We start from the raw sequence: 18971 nt of genomic DNA on the forward strand, positions 1-18971 counted from the left end.
AAGCGGAGATACATTTATGGCCTCGAAACTGCGGTTTCCCTGACCAGCCGGGTCAGGGGAGATGCAGTTAGGGCACGGAAACTGCAGTTTTCCTGACCGGCCTGGTCAGTGGGGATGCAGTTATGCCGTGAAATGCGGTGGTTCTGACCAGGCTGGTACGGAGAGATGTACTTATGGCCGCGAAAGTGCAGTTTACCTGACCAACTTGGTCAGGGGAGATGCAGTTAGGATCGCAAAAGCGCACATCCCCTGACCAGCCCGGTCAGGAAAACTACATTTATGGCCACCAGCCCACTCGCCGCCATCCCGTGAGTTTCCCCTGAATTATGGCCATCTGATTAGAGTTGGAGCTTATGCCTACGTTTGATCTGGGGCTCGAGCATGTCTCGCTCGCCTTTGCTACGAAAACCGTGTTCACCGACGTCACCCAAGGCGTGTTCGAGGGGGACCGCATTGGCATCGTTGGCCGCAATGGCGACGGCAAATCCACGTTGTTGCGCATGTTCAAAGGCCTGCAGGACCCTGATTCGGGCAAAGTTACCGTGCGCAACGGCCTGACGTTTGGCATGCTCGAACAGCGTGACCCGCTCGACGACAACGCCACAATCCGCCAGGCTGCGCTACACGGCATGGAGGATTATGAATGGGCCAGTCAGCAGCGTTCGCGTGAGATCGTTGAGGCATTGCTCGGCGGCATGAATCTCGACGCCAAGGTTGGCACGTTGTCGGGCGGCCAGCGTCGCCGCGCCGACCTCGCGCGTTTGCTGCTGCAAGAGTGGGATATTCTCGCGCTCGACGAGCCGACGAATCACTTGGACGTGGTCACGATTCACTGGTTGGCTGAACATTTGAAGAATCGCTGGCCCAAGGGGCAGGGCGCGCTGCTGCTCGTCACGCACGACCGCTGGTTCCTCGACGAGGTGTGCGAGTCCATGTGGGAGGTCCACGACGGCGAGATTGAGCCGTTTGAAGGCGGCTACAGTGCGTACATGCTGCAGCGTGTGGAGCGCGATCGTCAAGCCGACGTGCGCGAGACTAAACGCCGCAATCTCGCGCGCAAGGAGTTGGCTTGGCTTTCGCGTGGCGCCCGCGCGCGTTCGACCAAGCAGAAGTTCCACGTCAAGGCCGCTCGCGAGCTCATCGCCGACGTGCCGCCCATGCGCAACACGCTCGAACTTAAGCAGATGGCCACGTCTCGCTTGGGTAAGCAGGTAGTTGACTTGATTGACGTCACGCAGATTTACAACCATCCGCAAGGCGAACTGTCGGCCGCACCCGCCGACAGCTCCACAAACAGCTCCGCCACCAACGCGGCCCCCGTTTCCGCCTCGCACGTCGACATTGTGCTGCCGATGGTCGAAGAGCCGCAAGTGTTCGGTTCGGTCACGATTTCCGTGGATTCCGCCGACGATCCGCGCCTGCACAATGGCGTTGCCCCCGAATCCTCGGCTTCAGCCACCCCCGACGCGCCCGCTGATGCTCAGGAAATCACGGCCGCCCGTGAGGTCACGGTCACGGGTCGCAAGCTGCTCGACGACGTCACGTGGCTCATCGGCCCCGGCGACCGTTTCGGTATCGTCGGCGCGAACGGCGCCGGCAAGTCCACGCTGCTCAAGATTCTCGACGGCACGTTGACGCCGACTCAAGGCCACGTCAACATCGGCAAAACTGTCAAGTTCGCCGTGTTGTCACAGCGGCTTGACGAACTTGAGAAACTCGGCAAATACAAGATCAAGGAAGTATTGAGCCGTTACAAGCCCAGCTACATCGTGGACGGCAAGGAAGTTACGCCGGGCCAGCTGATGGAGCGTCTCGGCTTTGACGCGGCGCAGCTCATGACGCCGATCCGTGACCTTTCGGGTGGTCAGAAACGCCGCATGCAGCTGCTGCTGATCCTGCTCGACGAGCCCAACGTGCTGATCATGGACGAGCCTGGCAACGACCTCGACACCGACATGCTCGCCGTCATGGAAGACCTGCTCGACACCTGGCCCGGCACGCTCATCGTCGTTTCGCACGACCGTTACTTGCTCGAACGCGTCACCGATCAGCAGTTCGCGCTTGTCGGCGGCCAAATCCGTCACCTTCCGGGCGGCGTTCAGGATTATCTCGACATGGTTGAGCAGTTCCGCGCTTCCACCGGTTCCAACAACAATATTGATTCCTCTGGCACCGAAGAGGCCGCTGCACCCTCGAAGCCCAAACTTTCCGGAAAGGCGTTCAACGATGCGCGTCGTCGCGTCTCAGCCATTGAACGCAAACTGTCCAAACTCAGTGGCATGAAGCAGGAATTGGAGCAGCGCATGGCGTCTGCTGATCCAAGTGACTATGAGAGTTTGAACGCGATGAATCGCGAGCTGCAAGACCTCAACAACGAATCAAACGCGTTGGAAGAGGAATGGCTCGAATTGGGCGAACAAATGGAATAACCCCACCATACAATGGCTGCGCTGCCTGCGTGAGGAGGCACCAATCAGCCTGCAGCAGCGTGCGGTAGTGTGTGGGCGGCGTGCGCTGCGCAGCTTACGGCAGTCCGCAGTAGTGTGTGGCATGCGGCTTACATCGGTCTGCAACCTATAGCACAGTGCAGTAGTGTGCACTGTACATCCGGCTATGTCAATGCCATAGTGGACCGGGTCTTGCTGCCGACGCCTTCTGCCGGTTGGGCAGCACCATGCATCTGCCAGATTATAGGTACCTGATGCGCTTAGCGCGACAGCGCTTTGGCGTAGGTGGCGCAGCGGGCTGCGAATCCGGAGAACACGGATTCGGCCAGCGGGCTCAGTTGTCCGTTGACTTCGGCATAGGCTTCGCGCAGCTGTGATTTGGAGCTGTGTGCGGCTTTGAGCTGCTTGACCATGACCGGTTCGTCAAGCCATTCTTCAAGCAGTTGGGGAGTGACCTCAAGATGGAATTGCAATCCGAGCGCTGATCCGAAACGGAACGCTTCCACCTTGGTGTTGGCCGAGCGTGCCAACAATTGCGCGCTATCAGGTAGTGTGACCGTGTCGGCATGCCAGTTGAGCACGGGCAAGCTCTTCGACCACATGTCAAAGTAATCATGGGATTCCACGCGTTTGATTGGCGCCACACCGATTTGCGGTTCACCACGCTTGAGTTTGGCGCCCAACGCCGTGGCGATCAGCTGATGGCCCAAACATACGCCCAACACGGGTTTGCCCACGCTGACGGCGGCGCGGATCAACTTGGTTTCGGCCTTGAGACCTGGGTATTCGTCGAAATCCGTTGCGCCCATGGGACCGCCCATTACCACAATGCCGGCGACTTCATCAAAATCCGGCAGGTCAGGTTTCTTGGCGCCTGCAATGGTCAGCGTTTGCACGGGCAGCTCGCATTCCTCCACATAGGTCCGGATGCGGCCGGGTTTTTCCCATGGCACATGCTGCAGCACAAGAACTTCGGGTTTGCTCATACTGCCCATCTTAGCGAGAAGCCCATGAGCTCACCCCCGTGACCAGAGTGTGGATAGACGATTCATGGGTGGCGCGTGCCATATTGTCATGTAATGCCAATACGCTGGAACCATGACAAAACCGCAGAATAGCACCATTTCCGACGTGTCCGAACTCAAACGTGACGACGCCGTTGCGCCTCAGGTCGGCCGCCCCGCGTTTCCTCAACTCGCCAACGCGGCAGCAGACCTGAAGCTGTACGACACGGCTTCGCATACCGTGTCACAGTTCGAACCGATCAAGCCGGGACAAGTGGGCATCTACGTGTGTGGCGCCACCGTGCAAAGCTCGCCGCACATCGGCCATATTCGTGCGGCAGTCGCATTCGATATCATCCGTCGCTGGTTCGAACGCCTCGGCTATCAGGTCACATTCGTGCGCAACGTGACCGACATTGACGACAAAATCCTTGACAAATCAGCCGCTGCAGGCCAGCAATGGTGGCAGCGCGCCTACCTGTATGAGCGCGAGTTCACCAAAGCATACGACGAACTCGGTGTGGAACCACCCACCTACGAACCGCGCGCCACAGGACACATGATGGACATGGTCGCGTTGATTCAACGCATCATTGACAACGGCCATGCCTACGTGGTGCGCGACGAGCAAGGCAACCCGACCGGCAACGTGTATTTCGACGTGGCCTCGTGGCCGCATTACGGCGAATTGACGCATCAGAAGCAGTCGGAACCCGGCGCACAAATCGATGCCGTGGACGTGGAACTTGACGAAGCGGCACGCGTAGCCGACGCGATGGGCCCCTCAGTCGATACGGCCGGCAACGACAAATACAATCCCGTCGATCCTGCCGACATGTCGCCAGACAAGCACGATCCGCGTGATTTCGCGCTGTGGAAAGCCCCCAAAGACACCGACCCGGTTGATGCGCGCTGGCACACGCCATTTGGCGAAGGACGCCCTGGCTGGCATATCGAATGCTCGGCCATGAGCCACCGCTATCTTGACGGCATGTTCGACATCCATGGCGGCGGTCTTGATTTGCGCTTCCCCCACCATGAGAACGAGATGGCGCAAACATGCGCTGCCGGCTACGATTCAGCAGCCCGCTGGATGCATTCCGCGTGGGTCACGGCCAAAGGCGAGAAGATGAGCAAGTCGCTCGGCAACGGCCTGTCGGTGCCCGTCGTGCTCGCTGAACATCCCGCATGGGTCGTGCGCTACGCGTTGGGCGGTGTGCAATACCGTTCGATGCTCGAATGGTCGGACCAGACATTGGCCGAGGCAACAGCCGCCTATGAGCGCGTAACAAACTTCATCTCGCGCGCCGAAGATGTGCTGGGCGAACAGATCGATCGCGATCAAATCGTGGCAGTGGGCGCTGATGATCTGCCAATCGACTTCACGAACGCGATGAACGAAGACATCAACGTTTCCGGCGCATTGGCCGCCATCTTCACAGCGATCCGCAATGGCAACGCGCTCATGGATGCCAACGCCGATGCGGCCCAAGTACGCGAAAGCCTGCTGCAGGTGCGCGCCATGCTCGACACGTTGGGCCTTGACCCCGAAGCCGAACCGTGGGCGCAAGAAACCTCCAATGCGGCAAACGAAGTGCTCGACCGTCTGATTGCAACCCAGCTTGAAGCCCGCGCCGAAGCGCGCAAAGCCAAGGACTTCGCCACAGCCGATGCAATCCGTGACGCGCTCGCCGCCGCGGGCATCACGATTGAAGACACGCCGCAAGGTCCGACCTGGTCGATTTGATGCCGTGTGCCGGCGTCCACGGACGCCGGCTCAAGCGAACACGAAGTCCACGTGGACCAGATGCATGCGCTTGCGCATCTCGTGCTCCATATGGTCGCGCGCTTGGACCAAATCCTCGATCAAGATGCTATTGCCTTGCGGTACGAGAGTGATGTCAACATCGAAGTTCATACCCGTTTTGAAGATATGGATAGATGAAAATCCAATTCCGGAAGGCATGTATTTCGCAACGATTTGCTCAACGAACCGTTCCATCTCCTCATCCTGATGCACGCCGCCAACGAGCTCGACGAACGCGTCACGCAACACAAGAATCGGCTCCTTGATTGTGAGCAGCACAATGATCGTCGTGATGAAAAAATCGCCAGTGTACCGCAGGAAGTCGAGCGGGGAGTCAGCCGGAAGCAGCCACACGATGACGGCGATGATGCCGATGCCGAGCGAAATCATGCCGTCAATCCACGTACCGTTCGCCTCGGCACGCAACATTGTTGAGACGTTGCCGATCTGCCGGTTGCGGTGGCGGTAGTAGCCCACGAGCACCAGGCAGACGGCGACGGCCGCAATCTGGTAGATCACGACGGGACCAAACTCGGCCGGAGCGCCGACGTGCCGCACAAAATAGTCAATCGCGACCTGCAGCACGTCAAGGAACGAATATACGAGCAGCGTCAGCGTAAACAGCGCCTTGCAGATCGCGTAAATCGGCTCGAGCGCGAACTTGCCGTTCGGATAGCGGTCCGAGGTGCGCACGCTCTGCGAACTCAGCAGCGCGGCGACAGCGCCCGAGACGACAGAAATGAACGTGAACGCCGCGTCGAGGAACATGGCCTTGAGGCCCGTGATGAAGAAGACGACAAAACCGGCGATGACCATGACGATGTTGACGACGATGCCAACCACCAAAGCTTGTTTCTCAATACGTTTCTGATCCATGGTTCCCCCTGGGGTGCTGACCGTGCGGCTGCTGCTGTGCTCTATTCCAGCCTAACCGTTTCCGTCCGGCAGTTTTGCTCAAGGGAAAGGGCGCGTCGCCGCGCTCGCGGTGGTGGGGGAGAAAGGGAGGAGGAGAAAAGAGAGGGGAGGAAGGAGAGGGGGTGCCAAGGAGGCGAGAGAAAGGGAAAAGAAAGGGAAAAGAGAAGAAGAGGCGGAGGCCAGATGGTTGACGCGAGGGGGAGGAAAAGGAAAAGAGAGGGACGGCAGCGTTTGGGGGGAGGCGCTAAACGCGCGCGGAGCGGACTCCATGGTTGCGGGTAAGGCACGCTCAGGTCGAGAAGGCGCTAAACGCGCGCGGAGCGGACACAAGTCCCGCCACTGCAAGCAGTGGAAGGCAGACCGTGGTGAAACGCGAACCAAACAGCCATGAGCGTGGCGCAAGGCTTGGAGCTGGAAGCCGCAAGGCTCCCATGTCAACTAGAACAAACTAGCTGACAACGGAAGGTTGGAGAAGGAAAAAGGAAGGGGATGGCGGAACGGCTTCCCCCAAAGGCCCCGCAACGGCAACGCAAGAGGAACACAGCCCGCGAGCGCAGCGACCGCAACCGCACTTCGGGTAGGGCGGCTTGGCGCCAGGAAACGCGCCCACCCACTTTCACCCCACTCGCTTGCATCTGTTCCTCTCTTACCCCACTGTCACCCGCGTTGGAAAATGCTTCCGGTTTTTCTCCGAGTGCGGCTAAACTTGTGGGCATTATGGCAGCATTTAGTTCTTTGACAGATAGGCTCTCGAACGCGTTCAAGCATCTCAAGAGCAAGGGTAAGCTTTCCGAAACCGATATTGACGGCACGATCCGTGAGATTCGCCGTGCGTTGCTCGACGCTGACGTCTCGCTCGAAGTCGTGCGTTCGTTCACGGGCCGCGTGCGTGAACGTGCGCTCGGAGCTGAGGTTTCCGAGGCGCTGAACCCGGCGCAGCAGGTCGTCAAGATTGTCAACGACGAGCTGACCGATATCCTGGGTCAGGGTGTCGATCGCCCGATTAACTTCGCCAAGCAGCCGCCAACGATTATCATGCTTGCGGGTCTGCAGGGCGCCGGCAAGACGACGCTTGCTGGCAAGCTCGGCTACTGGCTCAAGGATTCGGGTCACACGCCGCTGCTGGTGGCCGCTGATTTGCAGCGTCCGAACGCCGTCACACAGCTTGAAGTGGTGGGCGAGCGCGCGGGTGTGCCCGTCTACGCGCCGGAACGCGGCGTGCAGTCGGATGGCGGCGAGGCTGTGGCCGCACCCGGTCAGACGAGCGGCGATCCTGTCAAGGTGGCGCGTGATTCGATTGAGTATGCGCGCCGCAAGCTCTACGACACAGTCATCATCGATACGGCCGGCCGTTTGGGTGTGGACGAGGAGCTCATGCAGCAGGCTCGTGACATCCGTGACGCTGTGCAGCCGCAGGAAGTGCTGTTCGTAATTGACGCAATGATCGGCCAGGACGCTGTGCGCACGGCCCAGGCGTTCAATGAGGGTGTTGATTTTACGGGCGTCGTGCTGTCCAAGCTTGACGGTGACGCTCGTGGTGGCGCCGCGTTGTCGGTGGCGAGCGTGACGGGCAAGCCGATTTTGTTCGCGTCCAACGGCGAGGGGCTCAAGGATTTCGAGGTGTTCCACCCGGATCGTATGGCCTCGCGCATCCTCGACATGGGCGATATTTTGACGCTGATTGAGCAGGCTCAGCGCCAGTTTGACGAGGAGGAGAGCCGCAAGGCCGCCGAGAAGCTCGCGGAGGGCAGTTTCGGTCTCGACGATTTCCTTGACCAGCTGCAGCAGGTGCGCAAGCTGGGTTCAATGAAGTCGCTGCTCGGCATGATTCCCGGCATGGCTCAGCATCGTAAGGAACTTGAGCAGTTTGATGAGCGCGAGATTGACCGTACGGAGGCGATCATTCGTTCGATGACGCCTGAGGAACGCCGCAACCCGAGCATTATTGACGGCTCGCGTCGCGCTCGTATCGCGTATGGTTCGGGCGTGACGGTGAGCGCTGTGAACGCGCTGCTGCAGCGTTTTGACCAGGCCGCCAAGATGATGAAGCGCATGAGCAACAAGATGGGTATGGGCGCCGGTTTCGGCGGCGGCTCGTCAAAGAAGGGCAAGAAAGGTAAGAAGGGCAAGAAGGGCGGCTCGCGTTCGGGCAATCCGATGAAGCGTGAGGCTGAAGACAAAGCGTTGCGCGCCAAGCTTGCCGGCGGCGCTTCCGGTTCGGCGGGCGGTTCTGCGTTCGTCAAGAAGCCGCAGAATCCCGCGCTTCCGGCCGGTTTGCAAGACATGCTCGACAAGAACGGCGGCATGCCGAACCTTGGCGGCGGCTTGAGCGGTCTGCTGGGCTGAGTTCGGTTCCGCATCGAACGTTGGCTGGTTTGTGCACGTTTCGGCCGTGTGCAAGCCAGCCAAGTTCATATTATGTATTTTGATTTCTGCTGATTCATGGTGGGGCATTGCAGGGCAACATGCCTGGTGGAATCGGCTTGAAGACATGCGATGAAGCCTGATGAAACGTGGCTGAACGGGGAGATTACACGCCATGATGGTCGTACTTTGGATCCTGCTCATCATCTGTGTGCTCTGGTTGGCATTGACAGAAGTTCCTGCGGGCTGGGATGGGCATTGGCAACTGCCGTATGTGATTGCGTTGTCGCAGTTCCTGTGGATTCCGGCGCTGGTGCTCGTGGTCTTGGGCGTGGTTACGCACGAGTGGGGGTATGCGCTGTGTGCGCTGGGCTTGTTTGTGGGTACGATGGCGCGCAAAAGCGAGTATGTGCTCAATGATCTGAAGTCACCCAACACGGCTCAGGCCGTGGCTGACCATTTGGCGCGCAACAAGGCCAAACAGCAGCGCAAACAGCAGGCGGCTGCCGTTAAGACTGATGCGGGAGTGCGTGCTGCAGAAACGGACCAGACTGCGGGGGAGCCGGATGCGAAGGGGGAATCGCGGAAATCAACATCGTCTCAAGTGCAGGGACGTGTGCACGGGCAGTTCAATGTGATGACGCTCAACTGCAGGTACGGCCGGGCTGATGCCGCGCAGATCGTGCGGGAAGTGCGCGAGCGTGACATTGCCGTACTCGCGCTGCAGGAGGTGTCCACGGATCTTGTGACGCGGCTGCGCGCGCAGGGGCTCGACGAGCTGCTGCCGTTCCACGAGCTCGGCGTCAAGCATCCGGAAGATAACGGCGGGTTCAATGGCGTGTGGATCCGCGTGGAACCGAGCTGTTCCGAACCGGAAGCCTGCGATATTCCGGCCGCGGACGTGCCGGCCGTGACAATGCCCGTCAGCAGCCAGCAAAGCATCACATTCGCGAGCGCGCACACGAAGTCGCCGATGCGCGGCTGCAAACAGTGGTCGCAAGGGTGCATCGGATTGGGTGCACTGGTGAACGGCGTACAGGAGCGCGGTGTGCAGGGGGAGCTGGCGGCGCCGCGGGAGATGGTTGCGCAGGAGACGGTGGCGCAGAGTGAGATGATGCAGAGCGAGATGGTGCAGAGCCGCGAGACAGTGCAGGAAACGGTGCGGAGCGGGGATTCGGTGCGTGGGCAGACGACCGAGCAGACGACCGAGCAGGCCACTGAGCAAACGACCGAAACCGTGCGGACGCAAGCTTCGATGGCCGCGTCACCCCACGATATCGTTGTGCTGATGGGAGACCTGAACTCGAGTATTGTGCACCCAAGTTTCCGCAAGCTGCTGGCGTCGGGATTCCGTGACGCGGCGCTGAGCGAGGCGAAGGGGATGCACGCCACGTACCCAAGTTGGCTGCCGTGGCCGCGCATGGTGCTCGACCACATCCTGTTCACGGGGCACGTGCAGGCGTCGGGCGTCGAGTCGTTCGTGGTGACGGGAACGGACCATCTCGCGCTGACAGCTACGCTGACGCTGCCTGCACCCCACAGCATCAATCCGACGTTGCTGGAGGAAGAGGTCAACGCTCACCGCGCCGCTTCGGAAACGTTGCGGTGAATAGGTGAGTTGGTGGGCGGCTGAACGAGCGAGAGCGTGAGAGTCCGAGAAGCGCTGCCATAAACCGCACGAAACAACAAAACATGCCGTGCTTGCCTTCCGGCTTGCACGGCATGTTTTGTTGTAGTTGCACTGAACTGGGAGTCAGGCCGGCCTTCAACTGGCCTTCAACAGGTCCTCAACTGAGCTGCCAACTGAGCTGCAGAAAACTCGAGCAGACCGGCTATCGGCCCAGCGAGCGGCCTGTCTAGCGTCCCGTGATTTCGGAACCCACGACCTTCTCGCTCAGGGCCTTCGGGCCGCGCGTCATGGCGACCGCACCCGAGCGCACGAGTTCGATGATGCCGTAGTTGTCGAGCAGACTCAGCAGCGCGTCGATCTTGCCCGACGCACCCGTCGCCTCAATCGTGAGCGATTCGGGATTCACGTCGACCACGCGCACACGGAACAGGCGCACGATCTCAAGCACGTCCGAGCGGTTCGTCTGGTTGGCCGCGACCTTGATCAGCACAAGCTCGCGCTCCACAGTGGTCGCCTCATCCAGATCCACAATCTTGAGCACGTGCAGCAGTTTGTTGAGCTGCTTGATGATCTGGTCGAGCGGTACTTCGTCAACGGCCGCCGTCACCGTGATGCGCGAAATATCAGGACGTTCCGTCGGCGAGACCGACAGCGAGTTGATATTGAACGCGCGCCGTGCGAACAGTCCTGAGACGCGCGCGAGCACGCCCGGACGGTTCTCCACGAGCACCGACAGCGTATGCAAAGGTGAGCCTGAGTGGGAGGCCGGATAGTTCGTCATGGTTACTCCTTACTCGTTTTACTCGTTCGCTTGAGCTGCGTTGGCGGAAGCGTTGGCGTTGTCGGCGGCGTCAGCTTCGTCGGAAGCGTCGGACGAAAGTCCCGCCACGCGCTGCAGCGGACGCACGCCCGGCTTGTAAATCACGTTGTCGTTTGACTCGCCGGCCGGCACCATCGGGAACACCATCGCGTCTTTCCACACGCGGAAATCGATCAGGACCGGATGGTCGTTCACGCTGTTCGCATACTCGATGGCCTTCTCGGCTTCTTCCTTCGTCGTCACACGGATTGCCTCACATCCGTACGCTTCCGCGAGTTTTACGAAGTCCGGCACGCCCACGAGGTGCGTCTTCTCTTCCTCGTGCAAAATGGTGGCCGAGTAATGCTTGTCATAGAACAGCGTCTGGCACTGGCGCACCATGCCGTAAACGGAATTATTAAGCAGCGCAATTTTCACGGGCAGTCCCTCAAGGAATGCCACGGCCAGCTCTTCGCTCGTCATTTGGGACGAACCGTCTCCATCAATGAGCCACACGGGTCGTTTGCCGTCAAAGCAGCGCTGTGAACCCACGGCCGCGCCGATGGCTGCCGGCAGACCGTAGCCCATCGTGCCCAGGCCGCCCGACGAAATCCAGCTGTGCGGGTGCTCGAACTTGAGCAGCTGCGTGGCCCACATCTGGTGCTGGCCCACGCCCGACACCCAGATCGCGTTCGGATCGGCCTGCTGGGACAGCTGCTCCACGACCCACTGCGGTGCCAACGTGCCGTCATCAGGCTCGTCATACGTCACGGGATAGTTCTGACGCCATTCGTCAATCAGCTTCCACCACGTTGTCAAGTTCGGCGTGCCCGACTCGTCGTGCAGACGCTCAATTTCGGGGATCAGCGCGTTCAATACCGTCTTCACGTCACCGACAATCGGCACGTCAACTTCACGGTTTTTTCCTATTTCTGCAGGATCGATATCAATGTGCACCACCCTTGCGCCCGGTGCAAACGCTTCTAACTTGCCCGTCACGCGGTCATCAAAACGTGTGCCGATCGCGACCAGCAAATCACAGCGCTGCACGGCGCCCGTCGCGGCGACCGTGCCATGCATGCCGAGCATACCGAGCACCTTGGGGTCGGAGTCGGCCACGATGCCGCGGGCCGGCAGAGTCGTGACAATCGGGGCGCCCGTCAAATCGGCAAGCGCCTTGATTTCCTCACCCGCATCAGAACGCATGGCGCCGCCGCCCACATACAGCACAGGACGGTACGAACGCTGGAACATGCGCGCGGCTTCGCCGAGCACACGACCGTGCGGCTTCGTAGTGGGGTTGTAACCGGGCAGAATCATGCGCTGCGGCCACGTGTACTGCATCACGCCGTTCTGTGCCGTTTTCGTCAAATCCACCACCACAGGACCTGGGCGGCCTGAACCGGCAATATGGAACGCCTCAGTCAGCACGCGCGGAATATCCTGGGCGTCGGTCACAAGATACGAATGCTTGACGACGGGGTAGGTGGCACCCACGATGTCGGCCTCTTGGAAGGCGTCGGTGCCTATTGCGTCAGCTCCGACCTGGCCCGTGATCACGACCATTGGCACCGAATCCATGTTGGCATCGGCAATGGCGGTGATTACATTCGTGGCGCCTGGGCCTGAAGTCACAATGCACACGCCCACGCGACCCGTTGCGAGGGCGTATCCTTCGGCTGCATGGCCTGCAGCCTGCTCGTGACGCATCAACACAAAGCGGAACTTCGTGTCTTCGCTGATTGCGTCGTATACGGGTAGAATCGCGCCACCTGGAATACCGAATACATCCTGGACACCCAGATCCTCGAGCGAACGGACCAGCGCTTGGGCGCCTGTCATTTGCTCACCGTTCTTTGTGGTGTTGGCGCGCTTGGTGTGCTCGGGTGTGGCCCGAGCGATACCGCTGAATGCCTGCAGAGGTGTAGGTGACACCGTGCATCCCCTCTCGTCGACGTTGATCTTTTCTGGACGTGGCATAGCTGTTGCAACAGGTCCGTTGCGCCGTATTGCGTTCACTGTCCGTTGCAATGCTGGTTGCCGGATTGCTGACGGTCACTGCGCCAGCCGTTCGCGCCATCTTACGCGAACCTCGACGGGGGTACTGGCCATTGTTCGCATGCTGACCGCCCCCATGGACACCCCCAAATCCGCGGCTGCCGTCCCGTAGGCCACCCCACAACTTAAGCCCCATCCCCACAACTGGCGCCCCCATCACTGGCGCCAGTCCCATAACCAGGCTCACCCCACAGGTTCATCACTCCACCCCAGTAAGCCAATACCGCATCCCCGCCCCAAACCGCGTCTCTCCTGACCACGCTGGTCAGGAGGTTTACCGTTTGGAGCCCGTAACTGCGTCTTTCCTGACCAGTCTGGTAAGAGGTTTTACCGTTCTAAGTACCAAACTGCATCTTCCCTGACCACGCTGGTCAGGAAGTTTACCTTTTGGAGTCCGTAACTGCGTCTTTGCGTACCAGCCTGGTCAAGAGGTTTACCGTTTCCGCTCCGCAACTGCGTCTTCTCTTACCACGCTGGTCAGGGGGTTTACCGCAAGCCGGATCCAATCGCAGGCTCGTTGCTACGCCTGTTGGCGTCCTCCCCGCACTTCAGCCCCAAACTGCATCTTTTCTGACCAGTCTGGTCAGGAGGTTTACCGTTCCCAAACCGAAACTGCATCTTCTCTTACCACGCTGGTCAGGGGGTTTACCGTTTGGAGCCCAGAACTGCATCCTTCCTGACCAGCCTGGTCAGAGGGTTTACCGCTTGAGGCCCGTAACTGCGTCTTTGCGTACCAGCCTGGTCAAGAGGTTTACCGTTTCCGCTCCGCAACTGCGTCTCTCCTTACCGGCTTGGTAAGAAAAGACGCAGTTTGCTGTGGATCTTCGGCACAGCCGCAGCCGTCCGTTATTGCTCAGGCTTGTTCAACTCCAGCCAGGCTTCATGAGCCGCGGCCAGTTGGGCTTTGCGTTTGCTGGAGCCGTCGCCCGTACCCCACACGCGGTCGTCATCGCCAATCAGCACCTGGGCATGGTATTCGGGTGCGTATTCCGGACCTCCGACGGCCATGCGGAAGTGCGGTTCGTCCATGCCAAGCTCATGTGCCTTGATCACGAGCGACGTCTTCCAATCCAACGCCGGCCCCTCGGTCATCATCTCCGCCAACACGTCATCGATCAGATGGTGCACCACAGGCCGTGCGCCTTCAATGCCATGCTCCACGAAGGTCGCCCCGATCAGCGACTCCACAATGTCGCACAGAATCGAATCCTTGTCTGCTCCACCTTGCGCAGCTTCACCATTGCCGAGCAAAATGTATGGTCCCACGTGCAGCTTCTCGCGTGCCACACGGCTCAGCTCCTCTTCCGACACAGCTTTGGCGCGCATTTTGGCAAGTTCACCCTCGCTTAAATCAGGATGGTCGGTGAACAGCGATTCCGTCGCGACGAGTTCCAGCACGGCGTCACCAAGGAATTCAAGGCGCTCGTAGTTGCGCGTGCCTGGGTTCTCGTGAGAGAACGAACGATGCGTCAGCGCTTCCACGAGCAAGTCGGGAGTGAGAGTGGTGCCGAGCGCTTCAAGCAACGGCTTGGCTGCGTCATGCTCGGCGATTTGATTCGTGACTTCCTTTACATCGATATGCTTTGCCATGGCGTGGTTACTCCTCTGGGTGCGTTGCCCAGTCTGCTGATCGTCCTCAGGGTAATGGGGGTTGGGGGATTGGACGATCCTACGTTCATACTGTTGCGCAAGTGCACACCAGCACGCCCATATTTCTCGGTTCGAGCCTACGCCCACCGCGTCACCAATTGTGGAGATGGACTCGCAAGAAACCGGTCACTTTCGCACTCAATTGTCTAACAACTATTCGTGCTCGTGGCGTCCCGCCTCGCGTCCGCCGCTCTCTTCACCCGTATATGCGAAGACCCTGCCACCCGTCGATGGCAGGGTCTTCCATGCTGGTACCGATCACTCTCGGTTCATCGCATCATCTCAACTGTGCAATCACTCGCTGCGATCACTCACTGCAATCACGCGCGGCGGCTGCACAGCACCAATCACTTGGTGAAGGACGAGCGGATAGCTGCGCGGTACACGCGGCCACGGTACATGCCGCAGCTCGGGCATGCCACGTGGGCGAGCGTCGGAGCGCCGCAGTTCGTGCAGGTGATCGTCTGGGCGGCCTTGGCCTTCCAGTTGGCGCGACGCGAGTGCGTGTTAGCGCGCGAGGTCTTGTACTTAGGCAGTGCCATTTTGCATTCCTCTATTTCGTTCGAACAATAATGAGCTTAAGCGTTCAGAAGTCTACGCGCGCCCCAGTACAAACGTCAATTCAAACGTCAGCCCGCTTCCGCCAGCAACCACCCGGCGTCCGCTACTCCTCGGCTTTAAGCTGCGCTTTGAGCGCGGCCAGACCCGCGAACCGCGTGTCCACTTTCTCATGATGATGCTCGGGATTTTCGTTCAAATCCTCACCGCACTGCGGACACAACCCCTTGCAGTCGGGCCTGCACAGTGGTTGCAACGGCAGCGCGTCCACGAACGTATCGCGGATCAACGCTTCCATGTCGGCGAACGCTCCGTTATCAAGCAACGGATAGAGGTCTTCGGACTCCTCCTCGCCCGCCACAATCTCAACTTCCTGCTCTTTTTTGGACTTGCGCCCCTTCGACCCGCGCCCGTCGCGCCCGTCACGCCCGTCGCCATCGCGCGAACCGCCGTTCATTTCGGCCAGCCGCCCCGACTCATACGGGAAAAACGCCGTCACTTGGCAGTGCAAATCCTCGTCGATCGTATCGTCGCAGCGCGCGCAGACGGCATGCATCGGCGCCGTCAACGTGCCCATGAAAATCAGGCCGTCCACAATCGAATCGAACCGTCCATCCACCTGCACGGGGGCCCCTTGCGTCACGCCCACATATGAGTCGCCGATGCCGCTCGGCGCCGGAAACTCCTTGTTCAGCTCCATCGTCTGCCCCGGACGCGATCCAACTTGCGCCACGGGCACTGTCCAATCCGTATATTCCACGCGCGCCATGCGCACTCCTTCCCGATAATTCCATTACTTATTTATCCGCGATTCTCGCGTTACGCATCCGCAGCGTGCCCCAGCGCTGCGCCGTCAGGGTTCACTCGTCCTGCTCGTCGTCGCGCTGTTCGTTCTCCAGCTGCTCGCCCGCCTGCTTCTGCCGCTCTTCGAGCACGCGCATTCCATTGGTCACGTCGCGGCTTGCTTTGGTGAGCTGTTTGTGCAGTTCCTCCATCACGCGCAGGCTGTACCGGTCCGCGCCCTGCGTTAGATGCTCGGCTTTGCGCTGCGCCTGCTCAATGATCTGCCGCGCCTTCTGCCGCGCAAGCTCCGTCACGTTCTCCTGACCCGCCAGATACTGCGCCTGCTCGCCAGCCTCGCGCACCATGTCGGCGGCCCGGCTCTGCGCGCTCGTCACAATCACATTGGCTTGCGTTTGCGCCGATTCGAGCCGATGCTCGGACTCGCGCATCAACGCCGACGCGCGCTCCAGCTGCACGGGCAGCATCGACTTGAGCTGTTCGAGCTGGTCGAGCATGTCGTCGCGATCGACCTTCACGAGCGACGGCTGGAACATCGTGCCCTTGGCCTCCCGCAGCTGCTCCTCAAGCTGGTCAATCACGTCGTAGACCGTCGTGAATTCCTGCCGGCTCTGCAAAATTTCGTCACTTTCACGCTCCTGCAGGTCGGGCAAGTCAGCCATCGTCACGCGCTGCTGCACGCCGTCATCCGTGTCATTCATGCGGTTCTCCTTACGCTGCACCCTTTATATTATGTTTATTTTTCATCCAGCGACGTGGATTTTCCGAGCGCCTTGAGCAACGTGACGCGTACGCAAGGTGGCACCATGTCGGTGATATCACCGTCGTGGCGTGCCACATCTTTGACCACCGAGCTGGAAATGTGTTCAAGCACGGGGTCGGCGGGCAGGAACAACGTTTCAATGCCTGCAAGTTTACGGTTGACGAGCGCCATGCCGAGTTCGGCTTCGTAATCGCCGTTTTGCCGCAATCCCTTGACAATCACGGGAGCGCCCACCTGGCGGCAATAGTCGATGATGAGCCCGTCCGTGGCGGCTACCGTGTAGTTTGTGCAACCGGCATCATGGAGTGCCTGGTCTACCAGTCGCACACGTTGCTCTTCAGTGAACATCGGTTGTTTGTTCGCGTTGACGGCCACCACAACGTGGACTTCGTCAAACAATTGCGAACAACGCAAAATTACATCGAGGTGTCCGTTAGTCAACGGATCAAACGATCCTGGACATACTGCTATGGTCATGGCTTCCAGAGTACCGGTTTACAAGGAATTACGGGCGGCGAACGTTGCCTGATTGCAATGTGGCCTGCGCATGTCATCATGCGCAGGCCACATCATAAACGTTTTCACTCACTGACTGCCGTGTTGTAGCGCGGTTTGAAGACGTCTCATGTCGGCATTCAGGCACGCGCCCAAACGGTCGGCGAACCGCACTATCAGCCGTTGTTGCCGTTCATCATTTCGTTGAAGATGCGCTTGCAATCAGGGCAGATCGGATACTGTGACGGGTCGTGTTTTGGCACCCAGACCTTGCCGCACAACGCCACCACCGGGCGTCCCGTCATACGCGACTGCGCGATTTTGTCACGCGACACATAATGGGCGAACCGGTCGGCATCACCATTGTCGGTCTTCTGCGTTTCCTCTTGGGGACGCTCAAGTACGGCGGTACCCGTCGAGGAATCGGGATCAGACAACGGCGATACGGGATCGATATCGTCAACAATCGTGTGTGCACACACATTGTTCTTCATGTTGTTCCTCCTCGCCAACGCCCCGAAGGGCATAAGCCAGATCAGACCACGTTGCACATGGTTCATTACCGATGGTTGTATCACAAGCCGGACCCCACCCCGGCTTTACACAGTACGGCTCCGCGTGGAACCTTCCTCTCACTGTAACATTACGCGTTTAATCCCGCGAGTTTCGGGGGCTTAGCGCGCACAGATTTCGTCGATGCGCGCAAGTTCTTCCGCTGTGAAATCGGTATGGTCCAACGCGGCCAGGTCGTCAATGATTTGTCCAGGACGCGAAGCGCCCACGAGCACCGACGTCACCACCTCATCATGCAGCAACCATGCCAATGCCATGGACGCCAATGATTGTCCGCGTTCGCTAGCCAAACGGTCAAGATCGCGAATCTGGCCAAGTTTCGTGTCCGTCAATGCGGAGGCTTGCAGGAACCGCCCATCGTGGCCAATGCGGCTGTCAGCCGGAATGCCGTGCAAATACCGGTCGGTGAGCAACCCTTGGTCGAGTGGCGAGAACGTGATCAGTCCTTTGCCGAGCTCTTTGGCGGCCTGCTTCAATCCGTTGTGCTCTACCGTGCGGTCGAACATGTTGTAACGGTTCTGGTTGATGATGAACGGCACATGCAGTTCATCAAGCATCGCGGCTGCCGAGCGCATCGTGGCGCCATCGTAGTTTGACAATCCCACATATAGCGCTTTGCCGCTACGCACAATCTGCGCGAGTGCGCCCATTGTCTCCTCGAGCGGTGTTTCAGGATCCATGCAGTGGTGGTAGAAAATGTCGACGTAGTCAAGTCCCATACGCTGCAACGACTGGTCGAGGCTCGCAATCAAATATTTGCGTGAGCCACCCACGCCGTAAGGACCGGGCCACATGTCAAAGCCGGCTTTTGTGGAAATGATGAGTTCGTCGCGGTGCGCGCTGAACAGTTCGCGCAGAATGCGCCCGAAGTTTTTCTCGGCTGACCCGTAAGCCGGCCCATAGTTGTTGGCTAGGTCGAAGTGCGTGATACCGTTGTCGAATGCTGTTTTTGCGCTGGCCAGCATCGTTTCATAGTGGGCGTTGTCACCAAAGTTGTGCCACAATCCCAGGCTGATGCGCGGCAGTTTCAATCCGCTGGTGCCGCAGCGCTCATATGCCATCGATTCATATCGGCTCGGATCAAACATGTCTACTGCAGCGGCCATC

15 protein-coding genes are annotated in these 18971 nt (G+C 59.5%); 4 read left to right on the top strand and 11 right to left on the bottom strand.

Going from position 1 to position 18971, the window contains the following annotated elements; genetic code table 11:
* Positions 1-353 precede the first annotated feature (353 nt).
* Entirely contained in the window at positions 354-2429 is a 2076-nt protein-coding gene (locus tag BGLCM_RS06575) for an ABC-F family ATP-binding cassette domain-containing protein (protein WP_006294923.1), read from the top strand.
* Positions 2430-2707: 278 nt separating this feature from the next.
* On the opposite strand, the gene BGLCM_RS06580 is transcribed toward BGLCM_RS06575, so the two are convergent.
* Positions 2708-3433, bottom strand: a complete 726-nt coding sequence (locus tag BGLCM_RS06580; protein ID WP_044085185.1) for a type 1 glutamine amidotransferase — start codon at positions 3431-3433, stop codon at positions 2708-2710.
* Positions 3434-3545: 112 nt separating this feature from the next.
* On the opposite strand from BGLCM_RS06580, the gene cysS reads away from it, so the two are divergent.
* Positions 3546-5198 carry a cysteine--tRNA ligase gene (gene cysS / locus BGLCM_RS06585; RefSeq protein ID WP_006294921.1) on the top strand — a complete coding sequence of 551 codons (1653 nt, stop codon included), beginning with the start codon at positions 3546-3548 and terminating at the stop codon, positions 5196-5198.
* A gap of 30 nt (positions 5199-5228) precedes the next feature.
* Here cysS and BGLCM_RS06590 read toward each other — a convergent pair whose 3' ends face one another.
* Positions 5229-6134 (bottom strand): cation transporter, encoded by a 906-nt coding sequence (locus BGLCM_RS06590; protein ID WP_006294920.1) that lies wholly within the window; start codon positions 6132-6134, stop codon positions 5229-5231.
* Positions 6135-6890: 756 nt separating this feature from the next.
* On the opposite strand from BGLCM_RS06590, the gene ffh reads away from it, so the two are divergent.
* Both ffh and BGLCM_RS08680 read left to right on the top strand, forming a co-directional pair.
* Entirely contained in the window at positions 6891-8519 is a 1629-nt protein-coding gene (gene ffh, locus BGLCM_RS06595; protein WP_006294918.1) for a signal recognition particle protein, read from the top strand.
* Between the two features lie 193 nt (positions 8520-8712).
* Positions 8713-10146, top strand: a complete 1434-nt coding sequence (locus BGLCM_RS08680) for an endonuclease/exonuclease/phosphatase family protein (RefSeq protein ID WP_006294916.1) — start codon at positions 8713-8715, stop codon at positions 10144-10146.
* A gap of 247 nt (positions 10147-10393) precedes the next feature.
* Here the strand turns inward: BGLCM_RS08680 and ilvN are convergent, their stop codons facing one another.
* The 9 genes from ilvN to BGLCM_RS06645 form a co-directional block, all read right to left on the bottom strand.
* Positions 10394-10948 (bottom strand): acetolactate synthase small subunit, encoded by a 555-nt coding sequence (ilvN, locus tag BGLCM_RS06605; RefSeq protein ID WP_006294915.1) that lies wholly within the window; start codon positions 10946-10948, stop codon positions 10394-10396.
* 18 nt (positions 10949-10966) lie between these two features.
* On the bottom strand, positions 10967-12946 hold the full coding sequence (locus tag BGLCM_RS06610; RefSeq protein WP_044085186.1) for an acetolactate synthase large subunit: 1980 nt from the start codon (positions 12944-12946) through the stop codon (positions 10967-10969).
* Positions 12947-13870: 924 nt separating this feature from the next.
* Positions 13871-14614, bottom strand: coding sequence for a ribonuclease III (rnc, locus tag BGLCM_RS06615; RefSeq protein WP_006294913.1), 744 nt, complete (start codon positions 14612-14614; stop codon positions 13871-13873).
* A gap of 407 nt (positions 14615-15021) precedes the next feature.
* Positions 15022-15216, bottom strand: coding sequence for a 50S ribosomal protein L32 (gene rpmF, locus BGLCM_RS06620; RefSeq protein ID WP_006294912.1), 195 nt, complete (start codon positions 15214-15216; stop codon positions 15022-15024).
* 122 nt (positions 15217-15338) lie between these two features.
* Entirely contained in the window at positions 15339-16001 is a 663-nt protein-coding gene (locus BGLCM_RS06625) for a YceD family protein (RefSeq protein ID WP_006294911.1), read from the bottom strand.
* A 91-nt stretch (positions 16002-16092) separates the two neighbouring features.
* A complete protein-coding gene (locus BGLCM_RS06630) occupies positions 16093-16734 on the bottom strand; it encodes a hypothetical protein (RefSeq protein WP_006294910.1) in 642 nt (213 codons plus the stop codon).
* Positions 16735-16769: 35 nt separating this feature from the next.
* A complete protein-coding gene (gene coaD, locus BGLCM_RS06635) occupies positions 16770-17273 on the bottom strand; it encodes a pantetheine-phosphate adenylyltransferase (protein ID WP_044085187.1) in 504 nt (167 codons plus the stop codon).
* Between the two features lie 194 nt (positions 17274-17467).
* Positions 17468-17785 (bottom strand): DUF3039 domain-containing protein, encoded by a 318-nt coding sequence (locus tag BGLCM_RS06640; protein WP_044085188.1) that lies wholly within the window; start codon positions 17783-17785, stop codon positions 17468-17470.
* Between the two features lie 180 nt (positions 17786-17965).
* Positions 17966-18970, bottom strand: a complete 1005-nt coding sequence (locus BGLCM_RS06645) for an aldo/keto reductase (protein WP_006294906.1) — start codon at positions 18968-18970, stop codon at positions 17966-17968.
* Between the last annotated feature and the right edge of the window lies 1 nt (position 18971).

Origin of the sequence: Bifidobacterium gallicum DSM 20093 = LMG 11596, assembly GCF_000741205.1 — a bacterium.
GTDB classification, from domain to species: Bacteria; Actinomycetota; Actinomycetes; order Actinomycetales; family Bifidobacteriaceae; genus Bifidobacterium; species Bifidobacterium gallicum.

What these genes read in the sequence shown, in the direction of transcription:
- coaD (WP_044085187.1), bottom strand. Translation starts at nt 17,273, where the DNA reads ATGACCATAGCAGTATGTCCAGGATCGTTTGATCCGTTGACTAACGGA.
- BGLCM_RS06610 (WP_044085186.1), bottom strand. Translation starts at nt 12,946, where the DNA reads ATGCCACGTCCAGAAAAGATCAACGTCGACGAGAGGGGATGCACGGTG.
- BGLCM_RS06580 (WP_044085185.1), bottom strand. Translation starts at nt 3,433, where the DNA reads ATGAGCAAACCCGAAGTTCTTGTGCTGCAGCATGTGCCATGGGAAAAA.
- BGLCM_RS06630 (WP_006294910.1), bottom strand. Translation starts at nt 16,734, where the DNA reads ATGAATGACACGGATGACGGCGTGCAGCAGCGCGTGACGATGGCTGAC.
- BGLCM_RS06625 (WP_006294911.1), bottom strand. Translation starts at nt 16,001, where the DNA reads ATGGCGCGCGTGGAATATACGGATTGGACAGTGCCCGTGGCGCAAGTT.
- rpmF (WP_006294912.1), bottom strand. Translation starts at nt 15,216, where the DNA reads ATGGCACTGCCTAAGTACAAGACCTCGCGCGCTAACACGCACTCGCGT.
- BGLCM_RS06645 (WP_006294906.1), bottom strand. Translation starts at nt 18,970, where the DNA reads ATGGCCGCTGCAGTAGACATGTTTGATCCGAGCCGATATGAATCGATG.
- ilvN (WP_006294915.1), bottom strand. Translation starts at nt 10,948, where the DNA reads ATGACGAACTATCCGGCCTCCCACTCAGGCTCACCTTTGCATACGCTG.
- BGLCM_RS06640 (WP_044085188.1), bottom strand. Translation starts at nt 17,785, where the DNA reads ATGAAGAACAATGTGTGTGCACACACGATTGTTGACGATATCGATCCC.
- BGLCM_RS06590 (WP_006294920.1), bottom strand. Translation starts at nt 6,134, where the DNA reads ATGGATCAGAAACGTATTGAGAAACAAGCTTTGGTGGTTGGCATCGTC.
- rnc (WP_006294913.1), bottom strand. Translation starts at nt 14,614, where the DNA reads ATGGCAAAGCATATCGATGTAAAGGAAGTCACGAATCAAATCGCCGAG.
- BGLCM_RS08680 (WP_006294916.1), top strand. Translation starts at nt 8,713, where the DNA reads ATGATGGTCGTACTTTGGATCCTGCTCATCATCTGTGTGCTCTGGTTG.
- cysS (WP_006294921.1), top strand. Translation starts at nt 3,546, where the DNA reads ATGACAAAACCGCAGAATAGCACCATTTCCGACGTGTCCGAACTCAAA.
- BGLCM_RS06575 (WP_006294923.1), top strand. Translation starts at nt 354, where the DNA reads ATGCCTACGTTTGATCTGGGGCTCGAGCATGTCTCGCTCGCCTTTGCT.
- ffh (WP_006294918.1), top strand. Translation starts at nt 6,891, where the DNA reads ATGGCAGCATTTAGTTCTTTGACAGATAGGCTCTCGAACGCGTTCAAG.